The 24,031-nt window shown below is 70.8% G+C and carries 19 protein-coding genes and 1 pseudogene; 6 read left to right on the top strand and 14 right to left on the bottom strand.

The window, feature by feature from the left end; all coding sequences use genetic code 11:
- The first annotated feature begins 29 nt into the window (after window positions 1-29).
- Window positions 30-2,204 (top strand): xanthine dehydrogenase family protein molybdopterin-binding subunit, encoded by a 2,175-nt coding sequence (locus MTQ01_RS00145; protein WP_247486237.1) that lies wholly within the window; start codon window positions 30-32, stop codon window positions 2,202-2,204.
- Complete coding sequence (locus MTQ01_RS00140) at window positions 2,197-3,366, top strand: XdhC/CoxI family protein (RefSeq protein ID WP_247486236.1); 1,170 nt, start codon at window positions 2,197-2,199, stop codon at window positions 3,364-3,366. Before MTQ01_RS00145 ends, MTQ01_RS00140 begins: the two co-directional genes overlap by 8 nt.
- 197 nt (window positions 3,367-3,563) lie before the next feature.
- Here MTQ01_RS00140 and MTQ01_RS00135 read toward each other — a convergent pair whose 3' ends face one another.
- Complete coding sequence (locus MTQ01_RS00135) at window positions 3,564-4,562, bottom strand: YdcF family protein (protein WP_374207624.1); 999 nt, start codon at window positions 4,560-4,562, stop codon at window positions 3,564-3,566.
- A gap of 171 nt (window positions 4,563-4,733) precedes the next feature.
- Window positions 4,734-5,558 (bottom strand): CPBP family intramembrane glutamic endopeptidase, encoded by an 825-nt coding sequence (locus MTQ01_RS00130; protein WP_247486234.1) that lies wholly within the window; start codon window positions 5,556-5,558, stop codon window positions 4,734-4,736.
- 372 nt (window positions 5,559-5,930) lie between these two features.
- On the opposite strand from MTQ01_RS00130, the gene MTQ01_RS00125 reads away from it, so the two are divergent.
- Complete coding sequence (locus tag MTQ01_RS00125) at window positions 5,931-6,515, top strand: TerD family protein (RefSeq protein ID WP_247486233.1); 585 nt, start codon at window positions 5,931-5,933, stop codon at window positions 6,513-6,515.
- Between the two features lie 533 nt (window positions 6,516-7,048).
- Entirely contained in the window at window positions 7,049-9,955 is a 2,907-nt protein-coding gene (locus tag MTQ01_RS24760) for a BTAD domain-containing putative transcriptional regulator (RefSeq protein WP_282613111.1), read from the top strand.
- A 344-nt stretch (window positions 9,956-10,299) separates the two neighbouring features.
- Here MTQ01_RS24760 and MTQ01_RS00110 read toward each other — a convergent pair whose 3' ends face one another.
- The 8 genes from MTQ01_RS00110 to MTQ01_RS24755 form a co-directional block, all read right to left on the bottom strand.
- Window positions 10,300-10,917 carry a M23 family metallopeptidase gene (locus MTQ01_RS00110; RefSeq protein WP_247486232.1) on the bottom strand — a complete coding sequence of 206 codons (618 nt, stop codon included), beginning with the start codon at window positions 10,915-10,917 and terminating at the stop codon, window positions 10,300-10,302.
- Window positions 10,918-11,232: 315 nt separating this feature from the next.
- Window positions 11,233-11,913, bottom strand: a complete 681-nt coding sequence (locus tag MTQ01_RS00105) for a response regulator (protein WP_247486231.1) — start codon at window positions 11,911-11,913, stop codon at window positions 11,233-11,235.
- Between the two features lie 26 nt (window positions 11,914-11,939).
- A complete protein-coding gene (locus MTQ01_RS00100; protein WP_247486230.1) occupies window positions 11,940-14,501 on the bottom strand; it encodes a sensor histidine kinase KdpD in 2,562 nt (853 codons plus the stop codon).
- A gap of 141 nt (window positions 14,502-14,642) precedes the next feature.
- The gene (locus MTQ01_RS00095) at window positions 14,643-15,254 is read right to left on the bottom strand and encodes a potassium-transporting ATPase subunit C (protein ID WP_247486229.1); all 612 of its coding nucleotides are present in this window, start codon (window positions 15,252-15,254) and stop codon (window positions 14,643-14,645) included.
- 5 nt (window positions 15,255-15,259) lie between these two features.
- The gene (gene kdpB / locus MTQ01_RS00090; RefSeq protein WP_247486228.1) at window positions 15,260-17,473 is read right to left on the bottom strand and encodes a potassium-transporting ATPase subunit KdpB; all 2,214 of its coding nucleotides are present in this window, start codon (window positions 17,471-17,473) and stop codon (window positions 15,260-15,262) included.
- Between the two features lie 35 nt (window positions 17,474-17,508).
- On the bottom strand, window positions 17,509-19,173 hold the full coding sequence (kdpA, locus tag MTQ01_RS00085; protein WP_247486227.1) for a potassium-transporting ATPase subunit KdpA: 1,665 nt from the start codon (window positions 19,171-19,173) through the stop codon (window positions 17,509-17,511).
- Between the two features lie 7 nt (window positions 19,174-19,180).
- Window positions 19,181-19,270, bottom strand: a complete 90-nt coding sequence (kdpF, locus tag MTQ01_RS00080; protein ID WP_247486226.1) for a K(+)-transporting ATPase subunit F — start codon at window positions 19,268-19,270, stop codon at window positions 19,181-19,183.
- Window positions 19,267-19,398, bottom strand: a complete 132-nt coding sequence (locus tag MTQ01_RS24755; RefSeq protein WP_282613110.1) for a hypothetical protein — start codon at window positions 19,396-19,398, stop codon at window positions 19,267-19,269. Before MTQ01_RS24755 ends, kdpF begins: the two co-directional genes overlap by 4 nt.
- Before the next feature lie 232 nt (window positions 19,399-19,630).
- Here MTQ01_RS24755 and MTQ01_RS00075 point away from each other — a divergent pair.
- Window positions 19,631-19,726 (top strand): annotated as a pseudogene (locus tag MTQ01_RS00075) (GntR family transcriptional regulator); the annotation flags it as partial.
- 1,428 nt (window positions 19,727-21,154) lie between these two features.
- Here MTQ01_RS00075 and MTQ01_RS00070 read toward each other — a convergent pair.
- Genes MTQ01_RS00070 through MTQ01_RS00055 form a run of 4 tightly spaced genes read right to left on the bottom strand, consistent with a single transcriptional unit; the run spans window position 21,155 to window position 22,704 of the window.
- Window positions 21,155-21,451: a hypothetical protein gene (locus MTQ01_RS00070; protein ID WP_247486225.1), complete on the bottom strand. Its 297-nt coding sequence runs from the start codon at window positions 21,449-21,451 to the stop codon at window positions 21,155-21,157.
- Window positions 21,448-21,786: a hypothetical protein gene (locus MTQ01_RS00065; RefSeq protein WP_247486224.1), complete on the bottom strand. Its 339-nt coding sequence runs from the start codon at window positions 21,784-21,786 to the stop codon at window positions 21,448-21,450. Before MTQ01_RS00065 ends, MTQ01_RS00070 begins: the two co-directional genes overlap by 4 nt.
- Window positions 21,780-22,250: an ATP-binding protein gene (locus MTQ01_RS00060; protein WP_247486223.1), complete on the bottom strand. Its 471-nt coding sequence runs from the start codon at window positions 22,248-22,250 to the stop codon at window positions 21,780-21,782. The genes MTQ01_RS00065 and MTQ01_RS00060 overlap by 7 nt, the downstream gene beginning before the upstream one ends.
- Before the next feature lie 46 nt (window positions 22,251-22,296).
- Window positions 22,297-22,704, bottom strand: a complete 408-nt coding sequence (locus MTQ01_RS00055; protein WP_247486222.1) for an NUDIX hydrolase — start codon at window positions 22,702-22,704, stop codon at window positions 22,297-22,299.
- A 118-nt stretch (window positions 22,705-22,822) separates the two neighbouring features.
- Between MTQ01_RS00055 and MTQ01_RS00050 the strand changes: the two genes are divergently transcribed.
- Complete coding sequence (locus MTQ01_RS00050; RefSeq protein ID WP_247486221.1) at window positions 22,823-23,611, top strand: GntR family transcriptional regulator; 789 nt, start codon at window positions 22,823-22,825, stop codon at window positions 23,609-23,611.
- Window positions 23,612-24,031: the final 420 nt, after the last annotated feature.

Genomic DNA, 24,031 nt, shown 5'->3' with positions numbered 1-24,031 from the left:
GACGGACCACCTGCCGGAGGAGAGACCCGATGACCACCACCCCGACCGGCACCGAGTCCGCCACCGCCCCGACCGGCACCGAGTCCGCCACCGCCCGGCGGGCCGTCGGCACCGCGCACACGCGTGTCGAGGGATACGAGAAGGTCACCGGCACCGCCCGGTACGCAGGCGAGATCCCGTTCGCCGACCTCGCCCACGGAACGCTGGTGCTCTCCACGGTCGCCCACGGACGGATCGTCTCCGTCGACGAGGCCGGCGCGCTGCGGATGCCGGGCGTGCTCGCCGTCCTCCACCACGGGAACGCCCCGCGGATCGAGACCGATTACGTCGGCTTCCTCGGCGCCCCCGACCCGACCACCGCGGTCTTCCAGCACGACCGGGTGCCCACCAAGGGGTGGCCGGTGGCGCTCGTCGTCGCCGAGACCCCGGAGCAGGCGGCCGAGGCCGCCGCGTCGCTGGAGGTGACCTACCGGGAGGAGCCGCACGACACCGCCTTCCGTCCCGAGCACCCCGACGCGTACCTGCCCGGCAGCACCATCGTCGGCCCGCCGGTCTCGGAGCGGGGCGACCAGTCGGCCGCCCTGGCCGCCTCCGCCTTCGTGGTCGACGAGCTGTACGAGACCGCCGAGATGCACCACAGCGCGATGGAGCCGCACGCCGCCACCGCCCGCTGGGACGGCGGCCGCCTGGAGATCGTCGACTCCAACCAGGGCACGGTGTGGGTCGCCAGTGAGCTGGCGAAGCTCTTCTCCCTCGACCTGTCCGCGATCCGGGTCCGCTCCGAGCACGTCGGCGGCGGTTTCGGCAGCAAGGGCTGCCGCGCCCACCAGGTGGCGGCCGTGATGGCCACCACCCAACTCCAGCGCCCCGTGCGGGTGGTGATGACCCGTCGGCAGACGTTCAGCCTCGCCGGCCACCGGGCACCCACCGCCCAGCGCGTCCGGCTCGGGGCGGACGCCGAGGGCAGGCTGCTCGCCCTCGACCACGAGTCGCTGAACCAGACCGCCGCCGGATACGAGTGGGTGGAGCCCGCCGCCCTGCCGGCCCGCACGATGTACGACGCGCAGGCCCACCGCACCGCGCACCGGCTCGTACGGCTGAACGTCCCCAGCCCCACCGCGATGCGCGCCCCCGGCGAGGCCCCCGGCTCGTTCGCACTGGAGTCGGCGATGGACGAGCTGGCCGAGCGCTGCGGCGTCGACCCCGTGGAGCTGCGGGTGCGCAACGACACGCAGGTGGCGCCCGGTTCGGGCAAGCCGTTCACCGCGCGCAGGCTGGTCGGCTGTCTGCGCGAGGGCGCCCGCAGGTTCGGCTGGGAGCAGCGCACGCCCCGCCCCGGGGCGACGCGCGAGGGGCGGTGGCTGATCGGCACCGGTGTCGCCTGCGCCTCCTTCTCCGCCGGCGCGATGCCCACCACCGCCGCCATCACCGCCCACGCCGACGGCACGTACACCGTGCACGTCAACGCCTCCGACATCGGCACCGGAGCCCGTACGGCGCTCACCCTCGTCGCCGCCGACGAGTTGGGGACCGACACCGAGCACGTACGGGTGCGCCTGGGCGACAGCGACCTCGGCCCGGCCGGTATCGCCGGCGGTTCGACCGGCACCCGCTCCTGGGCCTGGGCCGTCGGTCTGGCCGCCCGCGACCTGCGCGAGCGGCTGGCGCTCGGCGCCGACATCCCGCCGCAGGGCGTCACCGTCCGCTCCGACACCACCGAGGCCATCAAGGCCCTCGGGCACCGCGAACGGCACTCCTTCGGCGCCCAGTTCGCCGAGGTCGCGGTCGACCCGGACACCGGCGAGGTCCGCGTCCGGCGGATGCTCGGCGTCTTCGCCGCCGGCCAGATCGTCAACCCGCTCACCGCCCGCAACCAGCTGGTCGGCGGCATGACCTGGGGCATCTCGATGGCGCTGCACGAGGAAGCGGTGCGGGACACGCGCACCGGCGGCCACTACAGCCCCGACCTCGCCGGCTACCACGTCGCGGCGAACGCGGACGTCCCGCGGGTCGAGGCGCACTGGATCGACGACCCCGACCCCGAGGACCCGGTCGGCATCAAGGGAATCGGCGAGATCGGCACCGTCGGCGCCGCCGCGGCCGTGGCCAACGCCGTCTGGCACGCGACCGGCGTGCGGCAGCGGGCGCTGCCCGTCCGGCCGGACCGCGTGCTGGCGGGAGGGGCGGGTTCCACCGGTGCTTGACCTCGCGGCGGAGCTGGCCGGATGGGCGGCGCAGGGGCGCGAGTTCGCCGTCGCGACGGTGGTCTCCGTCAGCGGCAGCGCGCCGCGCGGCCCGGGCGCCGCCCTCGCCGTGGACCGGGACGGCACCGTCGTCGGCTCGGTCTCCGGCGGCTGCGTGGAGGGCGCCGTGTACGAGCTGTGCCTGGCGGCGATGGAGAGCGGCGAGAGCGTCGTCGAGACCTTCGGCTACAGCGACGAGGACGCCTTCGCCGTCGGCCTCACCTGCGGCGGCGTGCTCGACGTGCTGATCACGCCGGTGCCCGCCAGGGCACCGCAGCGGGAGGTGCTGGCCGCGGCGTGGTCGGCGGCCGGGCAGGGCGACCCGGTCGCCCTCGCCCGGGTGGTGCGCGGCCCGGCCGAACTGCTGGGGCGGGCGCTGACGTTGGCACCCGACGGCGCCGCCGCCGGCACCCTCGGCGGCGCCCCGCAGCTGGACCGTGCGGCGGCCGGGCAGGCACGGGCGCTGCTGGACGCGGGCCGCACCGCCGCGGTCGAGCTGTCCGAGGACGGCTCGCACTGCCCCGGCGGCCTCACCCTGCTGGTGGAGACGCGGACGCCGCCGCCCCGCATGATCGTCTTCGGCGCGGTGGACTTCGCCTCCGCCCTGGTGCGGGCCGGCCGGTTCCTCGGCTACCGCGTGACGGTGTGCGACGCGCGCCCCGTGTTCGCCACCCCGGCCCGCTTCCCCGAGGCGGACGAGGTCGTCGTCGACTGGCCGCACCACTATCTGCGCCGCACCGGGACCGACGCCCGCACCGTGCTCTGCGTGCTGACCCACGACGCCAAGTTCGACGTGCCGCTGCTCGTGGAGGCGCTGCGAATGCCGGTCGCCTTCGTCGGTGCGATGGGCTCGCGCCGCACCCACGCCGACCGCGACCGCAGACTGCGCGACGCCGGGCTCACCGAGGACGAACTCGCCCGGCTGCGCTCGCCCATCGGCCTCGACCTCGGCGCACGCACCCCGGAGGAGACCGCCCTGTCCATCGCTGCGGAGATCGTCGCCACCCGCCGCGGCGGCAGCGGCACCCCCCTCACCGGCGGCAAGGACCCCATCCACCCCGACCCCGACCCGGTCCACCCCGGCGTCAGCCCCGTCCGGCCCGGGCCCGCCCGCCCCGACTGAGCCCGGCCCGGTCCCGGTCCCGGCCCGTTCCCGATTCCGGCACCGTCCTGACCCCGGTCCCGGCACCGTCCCGATTACGCCCGCCCCGACAACGACACCGCCGGCGGACACCCCGCGCCCGCGCACACGTCAGCGCCTGCGCCCGCGTCCACGCCCGCGTCCGCGCACACCTCAGCGTCCGCGCCGCCCGGTGCTCGCTACGATCCGGTGAGCACCAGGGCGAGCGCGGTGAGCAGGACCGCGATGTTCAGATTGATGACGCGGTGCTCCCACAGAACCGCCGCGAACTCGCGGATGGTCGCGCTCGGCCAGTAGTAGCGGGCCGTCGGCGAGCCCAGGACCTGGCCGTTCACCCCGGCAGCACGCGCGGTCATGGCGGCCCGGAACGCGTGGAAGTTGTTGGTGACGACCACACAGACGTAGCCGGGGTCGTCCGTCTCCATCAGCGCCCGGCTGAAGCGCAGGTTCTCGTCCGTCGTACGCGACCGGCCCTCCTCCCGCACGTGCGCGGCCGGAGCGCCGTTGGCCACCAGCCAGCGCGCCATGGCGCTGCTCTCCGGCAGCAGCTCGTCCGCCCCCTGGCCGCCCGAGGTCAGCAGCACCGGCGCCCGTCCGCCGCGCTCGATCTGCCGGTCGTGGACCTCCAGGCCCCGTCGCAGCCGGGAGGCCAGCAGCGGCGGTACCCGCTCACCGCCGATCAGCCCCGAGCCCAGCACCACCACGAAGTCCACATCGCCCCGGACCCGGTTGCGCCCGTACAGGAAGGCGTAGCCGAGGAAGCAGGCGAAGAGGAAGAAGACGTACGCGCTCAGCAGCACGACGACACCGAGCACCAACTCGACCAGCTTGTTCGTGTTGTCGAGGAAGAGCAGCAGAAAGAGCAGCACGGTGACGACGGAGATCCCCAGGGCCAGCGAGAGCAGGTTCGCCGGCCGGTGGCCCTCCTTGCGGACCATGGTCACGCCGTTCGCCACGAGGAACGCCGCGAGCAGCAGTCCGCCGAGAACCGCCACCAGGAAGCACAGCACCACCACGACTTCCGCGTACGCCGGTTTCGTGACCAGCACTGCCACGGTGGTGCTGACCGCCGTCAGCCCCAGCAGCACCGCGTTGCGGAACATCCGGCGGTCGCGGCGCACGCTGTACGCGAACGCGGCGGAGAGCAGTACGGACGGTGCGAAGACCAGCGTCGCGATCACCGGACACCTTTCGACGTTTCGGCTGTGGCGTGCGAAGTGCGGACACGACGGCGGACCGGCGGCGGGGTTCCGCGCCTCTGAGCCCCGCGCCCCCGAGACCCACGGACACGGCGTCCCACGGACACGACGGCGGACCGGCGGCGCCGCTCATCGCCGCCGGTCCTGCGGCTACCCCCGCCGGAGGCTGCGTCGCAGGCTCCACAGCGCGCAGGCCGCGAGCAGCGCGAGGACGCACGCCACCGACGTCACCGTCGCGGCGTCGAGACCGGAGGCGTTGCCGTCGCCGCCCCCGCCGAAGGCGGTGGGCGCCCAGTTCCACACGGTGTGGAAGGCGCACGCCCGCCACAGGTTGCCGTCCGCCAAGGTCCACATCGCCAGCGCCAGGCCCAGCAGGAAGGTGAGCAGGGCGTACACGGGCGGCGCGGCCGGATTGATCAGATGCGCCAGCCCGAACAGCGCGGAAGTGAGCAGTACGCCCGCCGCCATCCCCCACCTGCGACACAGCACCGGCAGCAGGAAGCCGCGGAACAGCAACTCCTCGGTGGGTGCCTGCACGGCGAAGGTGACGAGCAGAAGCAGCGCCTGGGGCAGGGCGAGAGCGCCGCCGCCCTCCTGCTCGGAGCCGCTCGCGACGGCGCCCGCCACGATGTTCAGCACGATCAGCCCGACGATCGCCGTGCCCACCCCGAGCAGCAGCCTGCGCACCCGGCCCGGGCCTCTCAACCCCAGTGCGGAGAAAGGGCGTTGCTCCCGGCGCACCACCCACAGCCCGAGCAGCGCGGCGGCCGGTGCGAAGCCGAGCACGTTCCCCCAACCGGTGCCCGCCGGGGAATCGGGGTCCGCTCCGACCGCCCGCAGAACCAGCCACGCGAACGAGAGCCCGATCGTCAGGCAGACCGCCACCACCAGCACCGCGACAAGCGGCCCGGTCGTGCTCCGTCTCGGTCCGTCGGGAGTCTCGACCGACGGGTTCAGGGGTCTGGCAGTGGTCATGGGCGGTCCTTCCCGTGCACGTGCACTCCCGCGGATCTCGGGGGAGACGTACGCTTCCAGCCCTCCTGCGGCCTCACACCCTGGGTACTCCGAACGAGTGGCACCCCGCCCACCCCCGCGCCCCCGCTTCCCGGCCCGCGCACGCACTGCGCGACCCGCCCCGCGCACGCGCCCCGTGACGCAACCCGCTGCCCGTACGCGCGAGGACACCGGCCGCCCCGCCCGTACCCCCGCCCCGGCACCCTCCCGTCACCGCGGCGCCGACGGTCGTCCGGCGCCCGCCGGTCACCGATGCGGGCCCCCACGCCAACTGCCCGGGATTTGCGGGACAATTGACCATCGCAGTTCCGTCCACCAAGAGGATGACCACGCATGCTTACGCTCACCAAGGAAACCGGCCCGGCTGACCTGGACGGGGTGACCCACCTCTCCATCGGTGTTTCCTGGGACCCCACCGCCGGCGCCAGCGGCGGAGTTCTGGGCAAGCTCCGGCAGAAGAAGGGCACCGACCTCGACCTGATCGCCATCGCGATGCACAACGGCGATCCGGTGCGCATGGCGGGCCTCGACTCCCTCGACCCGATGGGCAACGGTTCCCTGGTCCACAGCGGCGACAACCAGAGCGGCCACGGCGACGGCGACGACGAGACCGTCACGGTCGAGTTCGCGGGCATCCCGGCGCACATCAGCTCGATCGTCTTCGTCGCCGCCGCCTACAAGAAGGGCAGTTCCTTCCAGAAGGCGCGCAACATCAGCTTCAAGGTCTACGACGCGACCGGCGGCAGCGTCGACCAGGTCGCCGACATCTGGCCCAGCATGCTCACCGAGGACAACGCCTGCGCCGTGGCGAAGGCCGAACGCGTGGGCAACGCCTGGAAGCTCCAGGTGATCAACACGACGGGCAAGGTCAAGCAGGGCGACGAGCCCGCCCTGATGCGCTTCGCCGTCAGCAAGTAACGCCGAGCAGGAGCACGGAGCTGCGGCACGGAGCAGCAGCACCGAGGGGCCGCGTTCGCCGCCGAGCGCTCGAACGCGGCCCCTCACACGTGTCCTCCCACACGTGTCCTCCCACACGTGTCCTCCCACCGCGTCCCTCGACCGGCCCGGAGCCGGCGCACCGCCCGCCCGCGCGTCGGCCCGCGCCCGACGGCGCCCGACCGTTCGCCCGCGCCACCCCCGCCCCGGCCAACAGCCCTGCAGGCCAACCGAGTTGAGCGCCCGCGAGCTGAGCGCCCACGCCGCCGAGCGCCGTACCCCGCCGGAAGACCCGCACGGACGTCGGCCCCGTACGGACGTCGGCCCCCGCACGGACCCCGGCCCCGTACTCGTGCCGGCCGCTTCCGGGCCGCTCGCTCGGCCCCAACTCGCCCGCCCACCAAGCCCGTTCGCCGACCGTCCTCCCCGAGTGCCGCGGACAGGGCCACTGTTCGCTCGTCTCCGCCTCCGGTACTCTGCCCGCCAGTTTCGGATTCTCGCGGAGGCGGGGGCAGATGGGGGAGCCGACGTTCGGACTGTTGGGCCCGCTGCGGGTGTGCACGGCGGGCGCCTCCGTGCACATCGGCGGGCCGAAGCCCCGCGCGGTCCTCGCCACCCTGTTGCTTCAGCCCGGCGGCTTCGTGTCGCTGGACCTGCTGACGGAGGTGCTGTGGCCGGGCGGCGCACCGCGTTCGGCGGTCGCCAACGTCCGTACGTACGTGCGCGGACTGCGGCGCGTACTGGTCGCCGCAGGCGTTCCCTGCGAGCTGCGAACCGAGTCCGCCGGGTACACGCTCGGTGTCGAACCGGCCGATCTCGACATGCTGCTGTTCGTGCAGCGACTGGAGCAGGCCCGTGCGGAACGGGAGCAGGGCCGGGCGAACGAGGCGCTGCGCGGCTACGAGTCGGCGCTCGGCCTCTGGCGCGGCAGCATGCTGCAGAACGTGCCGTCGAGCGTCGTGTGGGATCCGACGGTCACCCGGATCGAGGCGCTGCGGTCGGCCGCGGCGGACGAGTGCCTGGACCTGCGGATGCGCATGGGCGACTACGTGCCGCTGGTCGCCGAACTCCGTTCGCGACTGACCGAGAACCCGCTGCGCGAGGACCTCTGGCGGATGCTGGTGCAGGCCCTGCACGACGCGGGCCGCACCACGGAGGCGCGGTCGACCTACCGGCAGGCGGAACAGGTGCTGGCCGCGGAGCTCGGAGTGGAACCGAGCGCGCCGCTGCGCACCGTCGGCGAGCAGGTGCACGGCTACGCCGCCGCCCGCCGCGCCAAGCGGACCGAACCCGTCTGCCAACTCCCCATGCAGATACCGGACTTCACCGGCCGACAGTCGGAGATCGACGTACTGGAGGGGCTCCTGGCCGCCGCGGGCCGCGAACCCGTGGCCGTGGTGGTCTCCGGGGCCCCGGGCGCGGGGAAGTCGACCCTGGCGGTGCGGGTGGCGCACCGCGTGCGGGAGGCGTTCCCCGACGGCCAGCTGTTCGTGGACCTCGGCGGGATGAGCGATCGACCCCGTGAACCGTCGGACGTGCTGGCGGAGATGCTGCGCGGACTGGGCGTCATCGACAGTGCCATCCCCGTGAAGACCGGCGAGCGGGCGGCACTGTTCCGTTCCCGACTGGCGCAGCGGCGGTTCCTGATCGTTCTCGACGACGCGGCGGGAGAGGCCCAGGTGAGGCCGCTGCTGCCGGGTACGGGCGGTTCGGCGGTGCTGGTGACCTCGCGCCGCCGGCTGCCGGGCCTGCCGGCGCACCACACCCCGCTCGAGGTGATGACCAGAGAGGACGCGCGGGCGCTGTTCGCCGCACTCGTCGGCCCGCAGCGGCTGCGCACGGAGGGACGGGACGTGGACCGCGTCGTGGCCGGCTGCGGCGCGCTGCCCCTGGCCGTACGCATCGCCGGAGCCCGGCTGGCACACCGTCCCGGCTGGACGGTCGGCGCGCTGGCGGACTTCCTGCAGGACCGCCGAGGACGTCTGGACCAGCTGCAGACGGGCGAGTTGGAGGTACGGGCAGGCGCCGAGCTGAGCTACCGGAACCTGCCGGAGGACGTGGCGCACGCCTTCCGCTGCTTCGGCGAGCTGGCCGGGGAGGATGTGGCGGGCTGGATGGCGGGCGTGGCGATGGGCCGGGCCGACGGCGCGCCGAACGTGGTGGAGCGCCTGCTGGACGAGCACCTGGTCGAGTTGGTGGGCACCGACCGGTTCGGCCTCCAGCGCTACCGCATGCACGACCTGCTGTGCTGCTACGCCCGGGAGTTGGCCGACGCCGACGGCAGGGCGGCGCGCGCCGAACGCCGGCTGCGGGTGGTCGACGCCCTGACCGGTCTGGCCCGCTGGGCGAACGCGGCCATGCCGATCCGCTTCCTCGGCGTACTGGGCGAGCCGACGCCGGTGCCGGGCCCGGCGGCACGGATGGTCCCGGCGGTGCGTGCCCGGCCGGTGGAGTGGTTCGAGAGCGAACGCCGCGTCCTGGTGTCGGCCGTCGACGCGGCCGTCGGGCTCGGCGAGGTCTTCCGGGCCGCCGATCTGGCGATCGAGCTGGCCGGGTTCTTCGACATGCGCGGGTACTACGACGACTGGCTCCGGACACACCGACTGGTGCTGGAGGCGATGCCCGAACACTCCGACGCCCGAGCCGCAGCACTCCTGCGCAACCTGGGCCAACTGCACCTCTACCAGGACCGGTACGCCGAGGCCCTGGCATCGTTCGAGCAGTCCCGGGAGCTGTTCACGGCCCTCGGCCACCGCTCGGGCGAAGCGATCGCCGCACTGGGCGTCGGGTCGGTGCAACGGGTGAAGGACGACCTGGACGCGGCACTGAGCACCTTCGAAGAGGCGCTGCAGACCTTCGGCGAGGCGGACGACGCACACGGCGAGGCCGTCGCGAGGAACGCCATCGCCTCGGTCTGGCTGGAGCGACGGGACGCACGCGTCGCGGCGCACTGGCTGGAGGGGGCGCTGCGGCTCTCCAGTCGGCTGGGCGACCGGCACCGCGAGGCCCAGGTCCGGCGGAGAATCGCGGTCATGCACGAGCTGCGCGGCGAACCGGCAGCCGCCCGGGCCGAGTTGGAACGAGCACTGCGCATCTTCGACGAACTGGCGGACACACACTGCGCCGCCTACGTACAGCAGAGCGTCGGGGAGCTGTGCCTGCGCCAGGGAAACGCCGGCGAGGCGTCCGCCCTGCTGCTCGGCGCACTCGCGGTGCAGCGCCAACTGGGCGACCGCCGAGCCGAGGCGCGAGTGGCGTGCCTCCTCGGCGAGCTGCACCACCGGACCGGCCGGAAGCAGACGGCGTGGCAGTACTTCCACCGTTCACTGTCCACCTGGCGCCGCCTGGACGTACGTGACCAGGCCGAACTGGTGGACGCCAAACTCCAAGCCCTCCACCACTCCCCACCACCCCCGGACTGATCCACCCAGCCGGGACACACGCAGCCCCGAGCCGCTGAATCCGACACCGCACGCGCGCCGAACTCTCCCGTGCGCCGTGGAAGTTGGACAGACCCGCCGCAGAAGCCACCCGGACGACAGATCAACTCGCCCGCGCCTGACGCACGTTCAACCGCCACAGGCGGAAACGGCACGCGTGCGACCGGAGTTGGAGCGCCCTGCCCCTCGCCTCAACGACGGGAGAGCCGGCCGCCGCCCGGCACGAGACCGCACGGCAACCGGCAACCGGAGGACGGCAACCACCCGCCGGAGGACGGGAGAAGCACCGCCGCCTTCTCCCTCCCCGGCGTACACAGATCCGGGCGTCAGCCGCACCGGTTGTTGCTGGTCTGGTTCCGCTTGGTGAAGTCGTGCCAGGTGACGCCCTGAACGACAGCGACCACCGTGCGGCCGTTGTGGATCTGCTCGTAGTGCAGGTGGGGTGAGAGCGTGTACTTCGCGGAAGTGGCACCGACCTGGCCGATCTTCTGGCCGACCTTGATCTGGGCGCCCTTCTGCACCGCACGGGTCTTGAGGTGTGCGTAGCGGGTCTGCCAGCCGTTTCCGTGGCCGATCACGATGGTGTTCCCGTAGCCGGTGGTGGTGGAATAGTGGGACTCCAGCACCGTGCCGCCGGCGCTGGCGAAGACGCGGCGCCCGCGGTCGTCCGGGTTGCCGTTGCTGTCGTAGTGGTTCCAGTCGATGGAGTGGGCGGGGCTGTGCCCGTTCCAGTTGCTCCCGAGCCACACCTGACCGCATTCGAACGGCATCTTGAACGCGGGGCGGGTGGCGGCGAGTTCGGCCTCGCTCGCCACCTCGACGGCCTGGTCTCCCTTGCCGCCTGCAGCGCCGTTCTGCGGCGCGGCGAAGGCAAGTGGTGCGGCGACGGTGACGGCGACTGCGGCCCCGGCTGCGGCCAGCAGTCGTCGGTAGTGTCTGTGCATGCTTCTCCCTGGTCATCGAGTGACAGGAGGGAGATTCAACGAGCCACGCATACACGCCGGATACATTCCCCCGACCACCAACCCCCGACTCCCGGCACCGATGGTCCGAAGTGGCGTCTCACCAGCGCGAACGGCTTCGACAGCAGCTTCTGGGAACCCCTGGTGAGGCCCCGAGCGACCGCTGTTGGACCGCCCTGAACGGCACGCAGCGGCACGCAGAAAAACGCAGCGGCACGTCATCGCGAGTGGTCTGCAGGTCGTCTCATCGTGGCGTCGTCGTCACGGTTCCACAGGCCGAGGCCGGGTCGGGCCGGGTCAGGGCTCGAAGCGGTAGCCCATGCCCGGTTCGGTGATGAAGTGCCGGGGCTTCGAGGGCCGGGCCTCGAGTTTGCGGCGCAACTGGGCCATGTAGAGGCGCAGATAGTGCGTCTCGGTGTCGTAAGTCGGTCCCCACACCTCGTGCAGGAGCTGCTGCTGGGAGACCAGGCGCCCCGGGGTGCGTACGAGGACTTCCAGCAGGTGCCACTCGGTCGGCGTCAGCCGGACGTCCTGGCCGTTGCGCCGGACGCGCTTGGCGGCCAGATCGATCCGGAAGGTCGGGGTCTCCACCGTCAGCCGTTCGTCGTCGGCCACGGGTTCGGCGCGGCGGACGGCGGCGCGGAGCCGGGCCATCAGCTCGTTGATCCCGAACGGCTTGGTGACGTAGTCGTCCGCGCCGGCGTCCAGGGCCCGGACCTTCTCGTTCGATGTCTGCCGTGCGGAGAGCACCAGGATGGGCACGCGCGTCCAGCCGCGGATGCTCTGGATCACCTCGACACCGTCGAGGTCGGGCAGCCCCAGGTCGAGGATGATCACGTCGGGTTGCCGCTCGGCGACCAGCGTCAGGGCGGTGGCGCCGTCGTGGGCCGTGTCGACGACGTACTCACGGGCTCTGAGGTTGATCACCAGGGCTCGGATGATCTGCTGTTCGTCGTCGACCACGAGTACGCGGGTCACGGGTCCTCTTTCCGGGGCGTGCGGCGTCAGCCGAAGGTTGGGGAAGGCAGGTCGGGGAGGTCGTCGGGGTGCGGCTCGGCCGCCCGGAGGGTCAGCACCATGGTCATGCCTCCGCCCGGTGTGTCCTCGGCCTCCAGGGTGCCGTTCATGACCTCGGCGAAGCCGCGCGCGACAGCGAGGCCGAGGCCGACGCCGGAGCCGCGCGGGCTGTCTCCGTAACGCTGGAAGGGTTCGAAGATGCCCGGCTTGGCGCTGTCGGGTACGCCGGGACCGCGGTCCGTGATCCGCAGCTGCACGCGGTTGCCCAACGAGCTCGCGGCGACCTTCACCGGTTTGTCGGGGGGAGCGTGCTTGACGGCGTTCTCGACAAGGTTGGCGACGACACGTTCCAGCAGCCCGGGGTCCGCGGACACCATGGGCATGGATTCCGGGATGTCCAGGACGACACGGTCCAGCGGGACTCCGCCGAGCGCGCCGGGCACCACCTCGTCCAGATCGACCTCGCGGATCAGCGGACGCACTGTCTCGGTCTGCAGCCGGGACATGTCGAGCAGGTTCCCGATGAGGTGGTCGAGGCGGGCCGCGCTCTCCTCGATGCCTGCCAGCAGCTCGGCCTCGTCCTCGGGCGACCAGGTGATGTCGTCCGAACGCAGCGAGGTGACGGACGCGGTGATGCCCGCCAGGGGCGTGCGCAGGTCGTGGCTGACGGCTGCGAGCAGGGCGGTGCGCATCCGGTTCCCCTCCGCGAGCTCGTCGGCCTCGTCGGCGGCGAGCCGGAGGCGTTGCCAGTTGAGCAGCCCCGCGGCCTGGGCCGCGAAGGCGGCCAGGACGCGACGGTCCGCCGCCGGAAGGACCCGACCGGCGAGCGCGAGCGTCATGTCGTCCCCGACCGGCATGTCGACGTCCGCGCCGCCCGGTCGCGGCGGCTTCGCGCCTCCCGTCCACGCGGCGCACGTCCACTGCCCGGTCGGCGAGGTGCGCTCCCACAGCGCGACCGTCTCCATGCCGAACGTCTCGCGGATGCGGGCCAGCAGCGTCTCCAGGCTGGTGTCACCGCGCAGTACGCCGCCGGCGATGAAGGACAGCGTCTCGGCCTCGGCGCGCAGCCGGGACGCCTGGTGTGCTCTGCGGGCGGCCTGGTCGACGACGGAGGAGACCGCCAGGGCGACCGCGAGGAAGACTCCGAGGGCGAGCACATTGCCCATGTCCGTGACGGTCCAGGTCCGGACGGGCGGAGTGAAGTACCAGTTCAGGAGCGCCGAGCTGACCGCCGCCGAGGCCAGGGCCGGGCGCAGGCCGCCCAACAGCGCCGCGCAGACGGTGAGCGCGAGGAAGAGCAGGACCTCGTTGGCCAGGCCCGGCCCCTCCCCCTCCGAACGTCTGCCGACGACAAGAGCGAGCAGCACCGTGAGCAGCACGGGCCCGGCCACGCCGATGAGCCAGCCCCAGACGATCCGGGCGCGACCCAGCCGTGCGGTTCCGGAGGTGGGCAGGCCGCGGCCCGCACCGACCTCCTCGTGCGTCACGATGTGCACGTCCAGGTCCGGGCCGGACTGGCGGGCGGTGGTGGTGCTCACGCCGGGTCCGAAGGCGTACTGCCAGAACTTCCTGCGGCTGGCCCCGAGGACGATCTGGGTGGCGTTGACACCGCGTGCGAAATCGAGCAGCGCCTGCGGAACGTCGTCCCCGACCACGTGGTGGAAGGTGCCGCCGAGACTCTCGACCAACTCCCGCTGGGCGGCGATCTCCTGCGGCGAGGTCGTGGTGAGACCGTCTGAGCGTGTGACGTAGACAGCGAGTACCTCGCCGCCCGCGCCCTTCTCCGCGAGCCTCACGGCCCGGCGGATCAGAGTGCGCCCCTCACGCCCGCCGGACAGCCCCACCACGATGCGTTCCCGTGCCTGCCAGGTGGAGCGGATGTCGTGCGCGCCCCGGTACTCACGCAGGTACTCGTCGACCCGGTCGGCGACCCACAGCAGGGCGAGCTCGCGCAGTGCGGTGAGGTTTCCCGGGCGGAAGTAGTTGGAGAGCGCCGCGTCGATCCGGTCCGCCTGGTAGACGTTCCCGTGGGCCATGCGGCGGCGCAGCGCCTGCGGGGACATGTCGACGAGCTCGATCTGGTCGGCACGCCGCACCACCTCGTCGGGGACGGTCTCCCGCTGCCGGACGCCGGTGATCGACTGGACGACGTCGCCCAGCGACTCCAGGTGCTGGATGTTCACCGTGGAGACGACGTCGACGCCGGCGTCGAGCAGGACCTCGACGTCCTGCCAGCGCTTCGCGTGCCGGGAGCCGGGGACGTTGCTGTGGGCGAGCTCGTCGACCAGGGCGACGCGTGGCCGGCGGGCCAGCACCGCGTCCAGGTCCATCTCGGCGAACCGGGTGCCCCGGTACTCGATCTCCCGCCGGGGGACCTGCTCCAGTCCGTGGAGCAGCACCTCGGTGCGCGGACGCTCGTGGTGTTCCACCACGCCGACGACGCAGTCCGGACCGCGCTCCAGGCGCCGGTGCGCCTCGGCGAGCATGGCGTAGGTCTTCCCGACGCCGGGGGCCGCGCCCAGGTAGATGCGTAGCGTGCCGCGTGCCATGGTTCTGCGTTCCTTTTCGGACGAGCCGCGGGCCCCGCACCGCACAGGCCCACCCGGTCTGATTCTGTACCTTCGCCCCCGCCCCCGCCGCCGGCGGTTTCGGGAGTCGTGGGCCGAAGCGGAGCCGGCCCTCCGACGATCTCACCGTCCGGCCTGCTCCTTCAGCGCGAGGTTGAGCCTCAGCACGTTCACCCGCGGTTCGCCGAGGAAACCGAGGGAGCGGCCGGTGACCTGCTCCTCGACCAGAGCGCGGACCTGCTCCTCGGTGAGGTCGTTGGCCTCGGCCACCCGCGGCGCCTGGAGGCGTGCGTACTCCGGGGAGATGTGCGGGTCGATGGCGGAGGCCGAGCCGGTGACGGCGTCCGCGGGGACGTCGGACTCGGGCACGCCGTTGAACTCGGCCACCCGGCCGCGCTCGCGTGCGACCGCCCCGACCAGCCCGGGATCGTCGGCACCGAGCTGGCCCGAACCGGTGGCGAGGGGGTCGTACGCGCTGTGCGAGGGGCGGCCCTGGAACCACCGGGGGTCGGGGTCATCACTGCCCCTGATGTTCCAGGTCTGGCCGATCGGTTCGGAGCCGACCTCTCGGCCGTCGGCGGAGACCACGGACCCGTTCGCCCGGTCCGCGAACAGACCCTGTGCGACGGCGGTGACGGCCAGCGGGTAGAGCACGCCGGTCACCAGGGTCATGGCCAGCAGCGCGCGGAGGGCGGCGGTCACCTGGCGCCCGAGACTGTGCAGTGAGGTGTTCATGATGATCAGCCGATTCCCGGGACGAGGGCGAGGAGCAGGTCGATGAGTTTGATGCCGACGAACGGGGTGATGAGGCCGCCGAGTCCGTAGACGGCGAGGTTGCGGCGGAGCATCCGGTCCGCGCTCAGGGGTCGGTAGCGCACTCCGCGCAGCGCGAGCGGCACCAGCGCGACGATGACCAGTGCGTTGAAGACGACCGCGGCGAGGATCGCGCTCTCGGGCGAGGCCAGCCCCATGACGTTCAGCCGGTCCAGCGAGGGGTGTGCCGCGGCGAACAGCGCGGGGATCACGGCGAAGTACTTGGCGACGTCGTTGGCGATCGAGAAGGTGGTCAACGCGCCCCGGGTGATGAGCAGTTGCTTGCCGATCTCCACGATCTCGATCAGCTTCGTCGGGTCCGAGTCCAGGTCCACCATGTTCCCGGCCTCCTTGGCGGCCGAGGTTCCGGTGTTCATCGCCACTCCGACGTCGGCCTGGGCGAGCGCGGGGGCGTCGTTCGTCCCGTCACCGGTCATCGCGACCAGCTTGCCGCCGGCCTGCTCGCGCTTGATGAGCGCCATCTTGTCCTCGGGGGTGGCTTCGGCGAGGAAGTCGTCCACTCCGGCCTCCCGTGCGACCGCCCTGGCAGTGAGCGGGTTGTCGCCGGTGATCATCACGGTCCTGATCCCCATGGCGCGCAGTTCGGCGAAGCGTTCCCGCATGCCCTCCTTGACGACGTCCTTGAGGTGTACGACGCCGAGGACCCGGGCGCCTGCCGCGTCGTCGACCGCCACCAGGAGCGGGGTGCCGCCCCCTTCGGCGACCCGGTCGGCGATGTCCCGTGCCGCTTCGGCCGCTTCGCCGCCGCGCTCCTCCACCCAGGCGAGCACGGCGGAGGCGGCGCCCTTGCGGACGCTGCGCGCCCTGCCGTTCTCCGCCACGTCCACGCCGCTCATCCGGGTCTGGGCGGTGAACGGCACCCAGGACGCGTCGGCCGGCTCTCCCTCGTGGCGCTCCCGCAGTCCGTACCGCTCCTTGGCGAGTACGACCACCGAACGGCCCTCGGGGGTCTCGTCGGTGAGTGAGGACAGCTGGGCGGCGTCGGCGAGTTCGGCCTCGGTGGTGCCCGGCACCGGGAGGAACGCCGCGGCCCGGCGGTTGCCGAGGGTGATGGTGCCGGTCTTGTCGAGCAGCAGCGTCGACACGTCGCCGGCCGCCTCCACGGCGCGGCCGGACATCGCGAGCACGTTCCGCCGGACGAGCCGGTCCATGCCCGCGATACCGATCGCCGAGAGCAGCGCGCCGATCGTGGTGGGGATCAGGCAGACCAGCAGGGCGCAGAGGACCAGCACCGACGTCTGCTCCCCGGCCCCGGCGTGGTCCGCCATCGGCTTGAGGGCGACGACGGCGAGCAGGAAGACCACGGTGAGTGCGGCGAGCAGGATGTTCAGCGCGATCTCGTTCGGTGTCCTCTGCCGGGTGGCGCCCTCGACGAGGCCGATCATCCGGTCGATGAAGGTCTCGCCCGGCTTCGCCGTGATCCGTACGACGATCCGGTCGGACAGCACCTTCGTACCGCCGGTGACCGCGCTGCGGTCGCCGCCGGACTCCCGGATGACCGGCGCGGACTCGCCGGTGATGGCGGACTCGTCCACCGAGGCGACGCCCTCCACGACGTCGCCGTCCCCGGGTATGACGTCGCCGGCCTCGCAGACCACACGGTCGCCCACGCGCAGTTCTGTCCCGGCCACCTCCTCCTCCACGGCTCCGGAGAGTCGCCGGGCCGTGGTGTCGGCCTTGGCCGCACGCAGGGTGTCGGCCTGCGCCTTGCCCCGGCCCTCGGCCACCGCCTCGGCCAGGTTGGCGAAGAGGACGGTCAGCCAGAGCCAGGCGGCGATCACCCAGCCGAACCAGTCACCGGGATTCGTCACTGCCAGGCCCGTGGTGACGACGGAGCCGACCAGCACCACGAACATCACCGGGGAGGCGACCATGGTCCGTGGGTCGAGCTTGCGGAAGGCCGTGGGCAGTGCGGCCGGCAGTTGGGCGGGCGCGACGAGTCCGTCGCCCGACCGGCTGCCCCGCCCGCCCCGCGCGCGTTCGCCGTACGGGCGTACTTCGCCGTGCGGGCGTGCGTCGTGCGGGCGTTCGCCCCGTGCGTGTTCGCCGTGCGGACCGGAGTTCGGGGCCGGAACGGAGTCGGCCGCTGAGCGGGAGTGGCCGGATGCGGGGCTCGGCATCTCTTCCTCGTACCTTCGGTTCGTTCGGTGCGTGGTCATGTCGCCAGACCTTCCGCCAGCGGTCCCAGGGCCAGTGCCGGGAAGAAGGTCAGACCGGCGACGATCAGGACGACTCCCACCAGCAGGCTGCTGAACAGTGGCTTCTCGGTGCGCAGAGTGCCCGCGGAGGCCGGTACGGGCCGTTGTTCGGCGAGTGAGCCGGCCAGCGCCAGCACGAACACCATTGGCAGGAACCGTCCCAGGGCCATGCACAGGCCCAGCGCGGTGTTGAAGAACGGGGTGTCGGCGCCGAATCCGGCGAAGGCCGATCCGTTGTTGTTGGACGCCGAGGTGAAGGCGTACAGAACCTCCGAGAAACCGTGCGGGCCGACGTTCGTCATGGCCCTCTCGCCGTCCGGCAGGGCCATCGCGACCGCCGTGCCGCCCAGCACCAGGGCGGGTGTGACCAGGATCGAGCAGGCGGCCAGCTTCATCTCCCCGGCGCCGATCTTCTTGCCCAGGTACTCGGGCGTACGGCCCACCATCAGACCCGCCACGAAGACCGCGAGCACTGCCATGATCAGCATTCCGTACAGCCCCGACCCGACACCCCCGGGAGCGATCTCCCCGAGCATCATCCCCAGGAGCAGCACTCCGCCGGACAGTCCCTGGAAGGAGTCGTGGGAGGCGTTCACCGACCCGGTCGAGGTCATCGTGGTGGAGACCGCGAACAGTGACGAGGCGCCCTCCCCGAAACGCTGCTCCTTCCCCTCCATGCCTCCGCCCGCGAGTTGGGAGGCGGCTCCGGGGTGCGTGAACTCCACCCAGGACACCGCGATGACGCCGACCAACCAGATGGAACCCATCGCGGCCACGATCGCGCAGCCCTGCCGGACGTTGCCCACCATGCGGCCGAACGTCCTCGGCAGCGAGAACGGGATCAACAGCATGAGGAAGACCAGCAGCAGGTTCGTGAACCCGTCGGGGTTCTCGAAGGGGTGTGCGGCGTTGGCGTTGAAGAAACCGCCGCCGTTGGTGCCGAGGTTCTTGATCGCCTCCTGCGAGGCGACCGCCCCCGGGCTGACCGACTGCGTCTGCCCGGTCAGCGTGGTGACCTCCTGGACACCACCGAAGTTCTGGATGACACCGCAGGCCACCAGAACGACCGCGGCGAGCGCGGAGACCGGCAGCAGAATACGAATCACACAGCGCACCAGGTCGGTCCAGAAGTTGCCGACCTCCCCCGTGCGGGAACGCGCGAAGCCCCGTACCAGCGCGATCGCGACGGCGATTCCGACCGCGGCGGACACGAAGTTCTGCACGGCCAGCCCGGCGGTCTGGGTGACGTGGCCCATGGCCGACTCACCCGAATAGGACTGCCAGTTGGTGTTGGACACGAACGACACGGCCGTGTTGAACGCCTGGTCCGGGCCGATCGCCTCGAAACCGAGGGAGAGCGGCAGCCTGTCCTGGACCCGCATCAGCAGGTACAGCCCGAGCACGCTCACCCCGGAGAAGACCAGAACCGACCGCAGATAGGTGCCCCAGCGCATCTCCACGTTCGGATCGGCGCCCACGGCACGGTAGATCCACCGCTCCACCCGCAGATGCCGGCGGGAGCCGAAGACGGCGGCCATGTAGTCCCCGAAGGGGCGGTGCACCAGGGCCAGCGCCACGATCAGCGCCGACGCCTGCAGCACACTTGTCAGTACGGGACTCATCCGGTGCTCAGAACCTCTCCGGACACAGAACGGCGAGGACGAGGTACCCCAGCAGCCCGACGGCGACGAGCAGCCCGACGATGTTCTCGGCGGTCACAGCTTCGCCACCCCCCGGGCGGCCAGCGCCACCAGCGCGAACACGGCAGCGGTGACGGCGACGTAGGCCAAGTCGGCCATCAGATCTCCTGGACAGATGTCGGGAAGTTGCTCACGGCCACAGCACACACCCGAAAACACCTACGGCCTCGTCCGCTTATGTGAGCCTGACGCCCCCTTGACAGATTCCTTACGGCGGCGGCAGGCCCCGGCTTCCTCCTAGCCCCGACACCTGCCGCATCCGCCGTCCTACCTGCAACGACACCGCAGATTGCGGGGGTGCCGTTGCGGCCACCGCCCACTTGCGCCGTGCGTCCTGCCTCCTCGAACCGTGACGGTCGGCGCAAGGGAATCGGCCCCCATCGCAGAGCCCAACCCCGGCCCCGGTGGAATCCACGCCCGGCTGGAAGAACTGGGTCACTCGCTCAACCACTTCGACGAGAAGACCCGAGCGCGCACAACACACGCAGACGCCATGGTTGAGGGAACGGCAGTGGTGCAGGTCATACGGAATATGTCTCGGGACTCGAGCTGATGCAGGGTCAGTCGCCGAGTTCGGGGGCTTGGCCTGCGTGACTGGCTGCGTTGATCGCCGACTTGCGGCACGCGAATGGCACGCGGGCCTGGATTGGTCTGAACAACAAACAACCCCCGGGTCGCTGACCTGGGGGTTTGTCGTGGAGCGGGCGACGAGAATCGAACTCGCGCTCTGAGCTTGGGAATCACCGCTCTTTCAGGGCGAGTTGACCGTCTGACCAGCACCTTCGCGCCCCCTACTGCACTTCAGGCAGGCCCCAACTCCCCGTCGTTGACCCCGGTTTACCGCCCCAACGGGCACGCGTCGGGCACGACACCCTAACGGTCACTCTCGTTGCCAACGAGGGGTTGGGGGAGTGTTTGACTTCGGGTGGTCTGTGGGGCGAGAGCATGGAACGGGGGGCGTACGCTCGCTCAGGCAGAGTGGGGCCGCAGGCCCTCACCGCGCTCTTGGTCCCACTGCCCCCCGTTCCATGCTCTCGGAGGGGCCCCGCTGGCCACCCGAAGTTAAAGACTCCCTCAGCCCTGTACGTCGAGGCTCGGTATATCCACCTCAACCTCAAGCATCCGCCAGCGTGTATCGGTCGAGCTCTGACCGGGTTGGGCCACCTTCTCGGGCGCCGTCATCGTCGATCAACCTTTCGAGGCGGAACCGGCATCTTGGTGGTGCCTTTCGCACGCCGATTCCATGGCAAGAACAGGCTTAAGGACTCAAGCACTTGTCCCAGCCCTGGAAGGATCTGAGGCAGATCTTCGGGTCGAGCTTTCGCCACGATGACGTGGACCAGCATCGCAACAACAGAAAGAAGCACGACGACACCTGCTAGAGCGGCTATGAGGAAGTAGATGGGGGTAACGACTGGCCAGACATGTTCTGTCACAGGAACCTCCGAGCATCAAGAAAGCCCCGACCTGGGCCGGGGCTTGAAGCGTGGTGGTGAGAAGGAGATAGAAAGAGCCCCAACTCGGTGTTAAAGATGGGGCCTTCAAGATCATGTACTGCGCCACGAAGGGGCCTTGTGGTTCGTCACCCTCGCTGTAGGCGCTGCTGTATGCGGTTGTTGAGCCCAACTGCTGTGACGCCATGGCAGCACAGCAAGGCTAAAGCGTGACGATGCAACGGGTGGGACGTTGCACTGAAGGGAGTTTGGATGGTGCTCTCAACCTCAACGCGTAGAAGACTGTACAGCATCGTCGCTAGGCTGCCGTAGCTTCGGTTGAATCGGCAGCTCGTGAGCGCGGAGCGGCGGACCGGGCTGGAGCGGGGCGGAGACAGGAGCGGCGGCCCGGGGAGCCGGGCCGCGCGCGGGGAGCGGAGCGAGCCGCCTTGAAGACGTAGAGAAAGTTGTTACTCGCTGCGGTTGCGGGTGATGCGGTGGCGGTGGCGTTCGATCTCGTAGGCGATGGTTTCGGCTGCCTGGATGCTGAGTTGGAGTTGGTTGAGTACGTCCTGGCGGGCCTGGGCGATGAGTTCGCGGTGTGCGGGTGCCATGGGGTCGGCGGTGCCCTTGGGTGTCCAGTTGCCTTGGTAGCTGTGGTGGCGGACGACGTCTTGGCAGGCGCGTACGACGTGGTTCATGGCGGTGGTGATCTCGTAGCGGTAGTGGGTCTCGTACTCGTCTGCCGGGCTTGGTGGTTGGTTCATGGGCGGTGTCCTTGGAGTTGGACCTGTCGGGCGGTGAGTACGTAGCGGGTGGTGTCGGCGTAGATGGTGTAGCGGTACGTGGCGCCTTGGGCGAGGAGGCGTAAGGCGTGTTCGTGCTCCTGGTGGTCGTCGAGCCAGTGGAGGGCGGGGCGGGACTCTGCCGGGTCGAGTTGGTCTGCGATGTGTGCTGCTCGGGTTTGGAGCCAACGAAGCGCCAGGCGTGGAGTGTTGGTGGGTTCGTTGCCCAAGGGGATGGGGTGATGGCTGGGGTGTACGAACGCGGTGGCGTTCGACCAGTAGGTGAGGTTCGTGGCGAGGTGTGGGCGGGTCAGCATGTTGGTGCCTGGTGGTGGGTTGGCAGCGCGACTGTGTGGGTGGGGAGTTCGGCGGTGACGGTGTGGCCGTGAGGGTTGCGGGTGACTGAGAGGTGTTGGGCGAGGGCGGCGACGATTTCGAGGCCCCGTCCGTGGGTCTCGTGGTCGTGGGCGCGGGTGATGTGCGGGCTGGTGGTGCTGCTGCCGTTGTCGGTGACGCTGAGGGTGACGGCGTCGGCTGTGCGGTGAATGGTGAGGCGGAAGTTCGGGCTGGCGGTGTGGGTGACGGTGTTCGCGGCCAGCTCGGTGACGATCAAGGCGGCGTCGTCGGCGCAGGGGCAGTTGGTGAGGATCAAGGCGGCGTCGTCGGCGCAGGGGCAGTTGGTGAGGATGTCGCGGGTCCAGCGGCGGGCGCGGGCCACTTCTTCGGGGAGGCCTGGACAGAGCAGTTCCCAAGCCAGTTCTCTACACGTATACTCATCCATACAAGTTCCTTTGTGCTGGTAGGCCGCTATGGACAGTGAGGTCGTGCTAGACGAGTTTCACGCCGTCGTGTGCGCGGACGGGTGGGGGAGAGGTGGCGTCGAGTGCGTCCAGTACGCGAATTGCGTAGGCCTCGTTGGCGAGTTGGGTGACCTCGTCGCGGGTGGCCCAGTGCAGGGCCTTGGTCTCGTCGCCGGTTGTGGGCTGACCGTCGATGGCGCGGCAGCGGAAGACGAGCGACACGATCAAGCCCGTCATGTTCTTGTAGACGCCAGTCAGTGTGGCCGGAAGCGCGATCTTGAGTCCGGTCTCTTCCAGGACCTCGCGTTGGAGCGCGTCCGGCAGGGTTTCGCCGGCTTCGACGACTCCGCCTGGTGGCTCCCAGTGGCCGTTGTCGCGCCGCTTGATCAGCAGAGCGCGATCGCGTTCGTCCACGATGACGCCTGCGACGCTCACGGAATGGGGGCGCTCGGCGGTTTTCACGTCTGGGCTTCCTCGTGTGATCGGCTGGCTAGGCTCGCTCCACGGTAGCAACAGAACTTAGGCTCTCGTCTAGATATCTAAAGGAGTACTCATGACCGCTCTGTCATCCGGTGCGCTGGGCTCGCTGGACCCGACCAGCGACCGGGCTGTGTTTCGCCAGATCGCCGACCAACTGCGCGAAGCCATCGACCGGGGGAAGTTCGCTGAGGGTGCCAAGCTCCCGTCGGAGTCGGATCTGGTCGAGCACTACGGCGTCTCCCGGATGACCGTCCGGAACTCCATCTCGCTGCTTCAGGGGGAGGGGCTGGTCTCGTCCGAGCATGGCAAGGGCGTCTTCGTGCGGCCTCGGCCTCCGGTGAGGCGGCTGGCGTCGGACCGCTTCGCGCGGCGTCATCGGGACCAGGGCAAGTCGGCGTTCACCGTGGAGGCGGAAGCCGCGGGGAGTCGTCCCGAGGTGGACAGCCTGGTGGTCAAGGAAGAGCGGCCGACTGCTGACATCTCTGCTCGACTGGGCGCTCCGCGCAAGGTGTTGGCGCGTCGTCGGCGGTATCTGCTGGACGGTCGGCCGGTGGAGTTCGCCGTGTCGTACCTGCCGTTGGATCTGGCGCGCGACACTCCGATCGCTCAGCCCAACCCCGGCCCTGGTGGCATCTACGCCCGGCTGGAAGAACTCGGCCACCACCTCGACCACTTCGACGAGGAGATCCGGGCGCGGATGCCATCTCCCCAAGAGGTCAAGACGCTTCGCCTGTCTGCCGGTGTGCCCGTCATCCAGCTGATCCGTACGGCCTTTGACACCAAGGGGCGGGCCGTTGAGGTCTGCGACACGGTGATGGCGGCAGACGCGTACGTCCTGAACTACCGCCTGCCGGCAACCTGAGCTTGTGGCCGCGTAGGGGCTGGCATCTCTATGGGTGTTCGGTCCCACGAACTTGTACACGTGAAGGTGGGTGTTCGTGCAGGCGAGTAGCCACAAGGCTGTGATGTGTTGGCGGTCGACTCAGCTTGGCTTGCCCGTTTTGCGTGGACTGCTGTATGCGGGGAGTTGGAGTGATCGGAAGCAGCGACCGGTCGCGCGCCTGGCTGTAGCGACCTGAAGGGTTGAGGATCTTTGTGCGGTCGTACTGGCGGGGTGAGGTCCGTGACCGGCGGCTCGTGAGGTCGTCGAGGCGCCGCTGAGGACGGTTTGCTGAGGGGCGGCTGGGCATGGGAAGAAAGCCGCCGGGCCTTCTGGTGTGGATGTGGGGCAAGAGGGCTGAACTGGCTCGGAAACAAGCAACCCCCAGGTCGGTGACCTGGG

Origin of the sequence: Streptomyces sp. XM4193 (assembly GCF_023072595.1) — a bacterium.
Taxonomy (GTDB): Bacteria; Actinomycetota; Actinomycetes; order Streptomycetales; family Streptomycetaceae; genus Streptomyces.
Note: the sequence above shows the minus strand (reverse complement) of the source record. Positions and strands in the feature narration are given on the sequence as shown.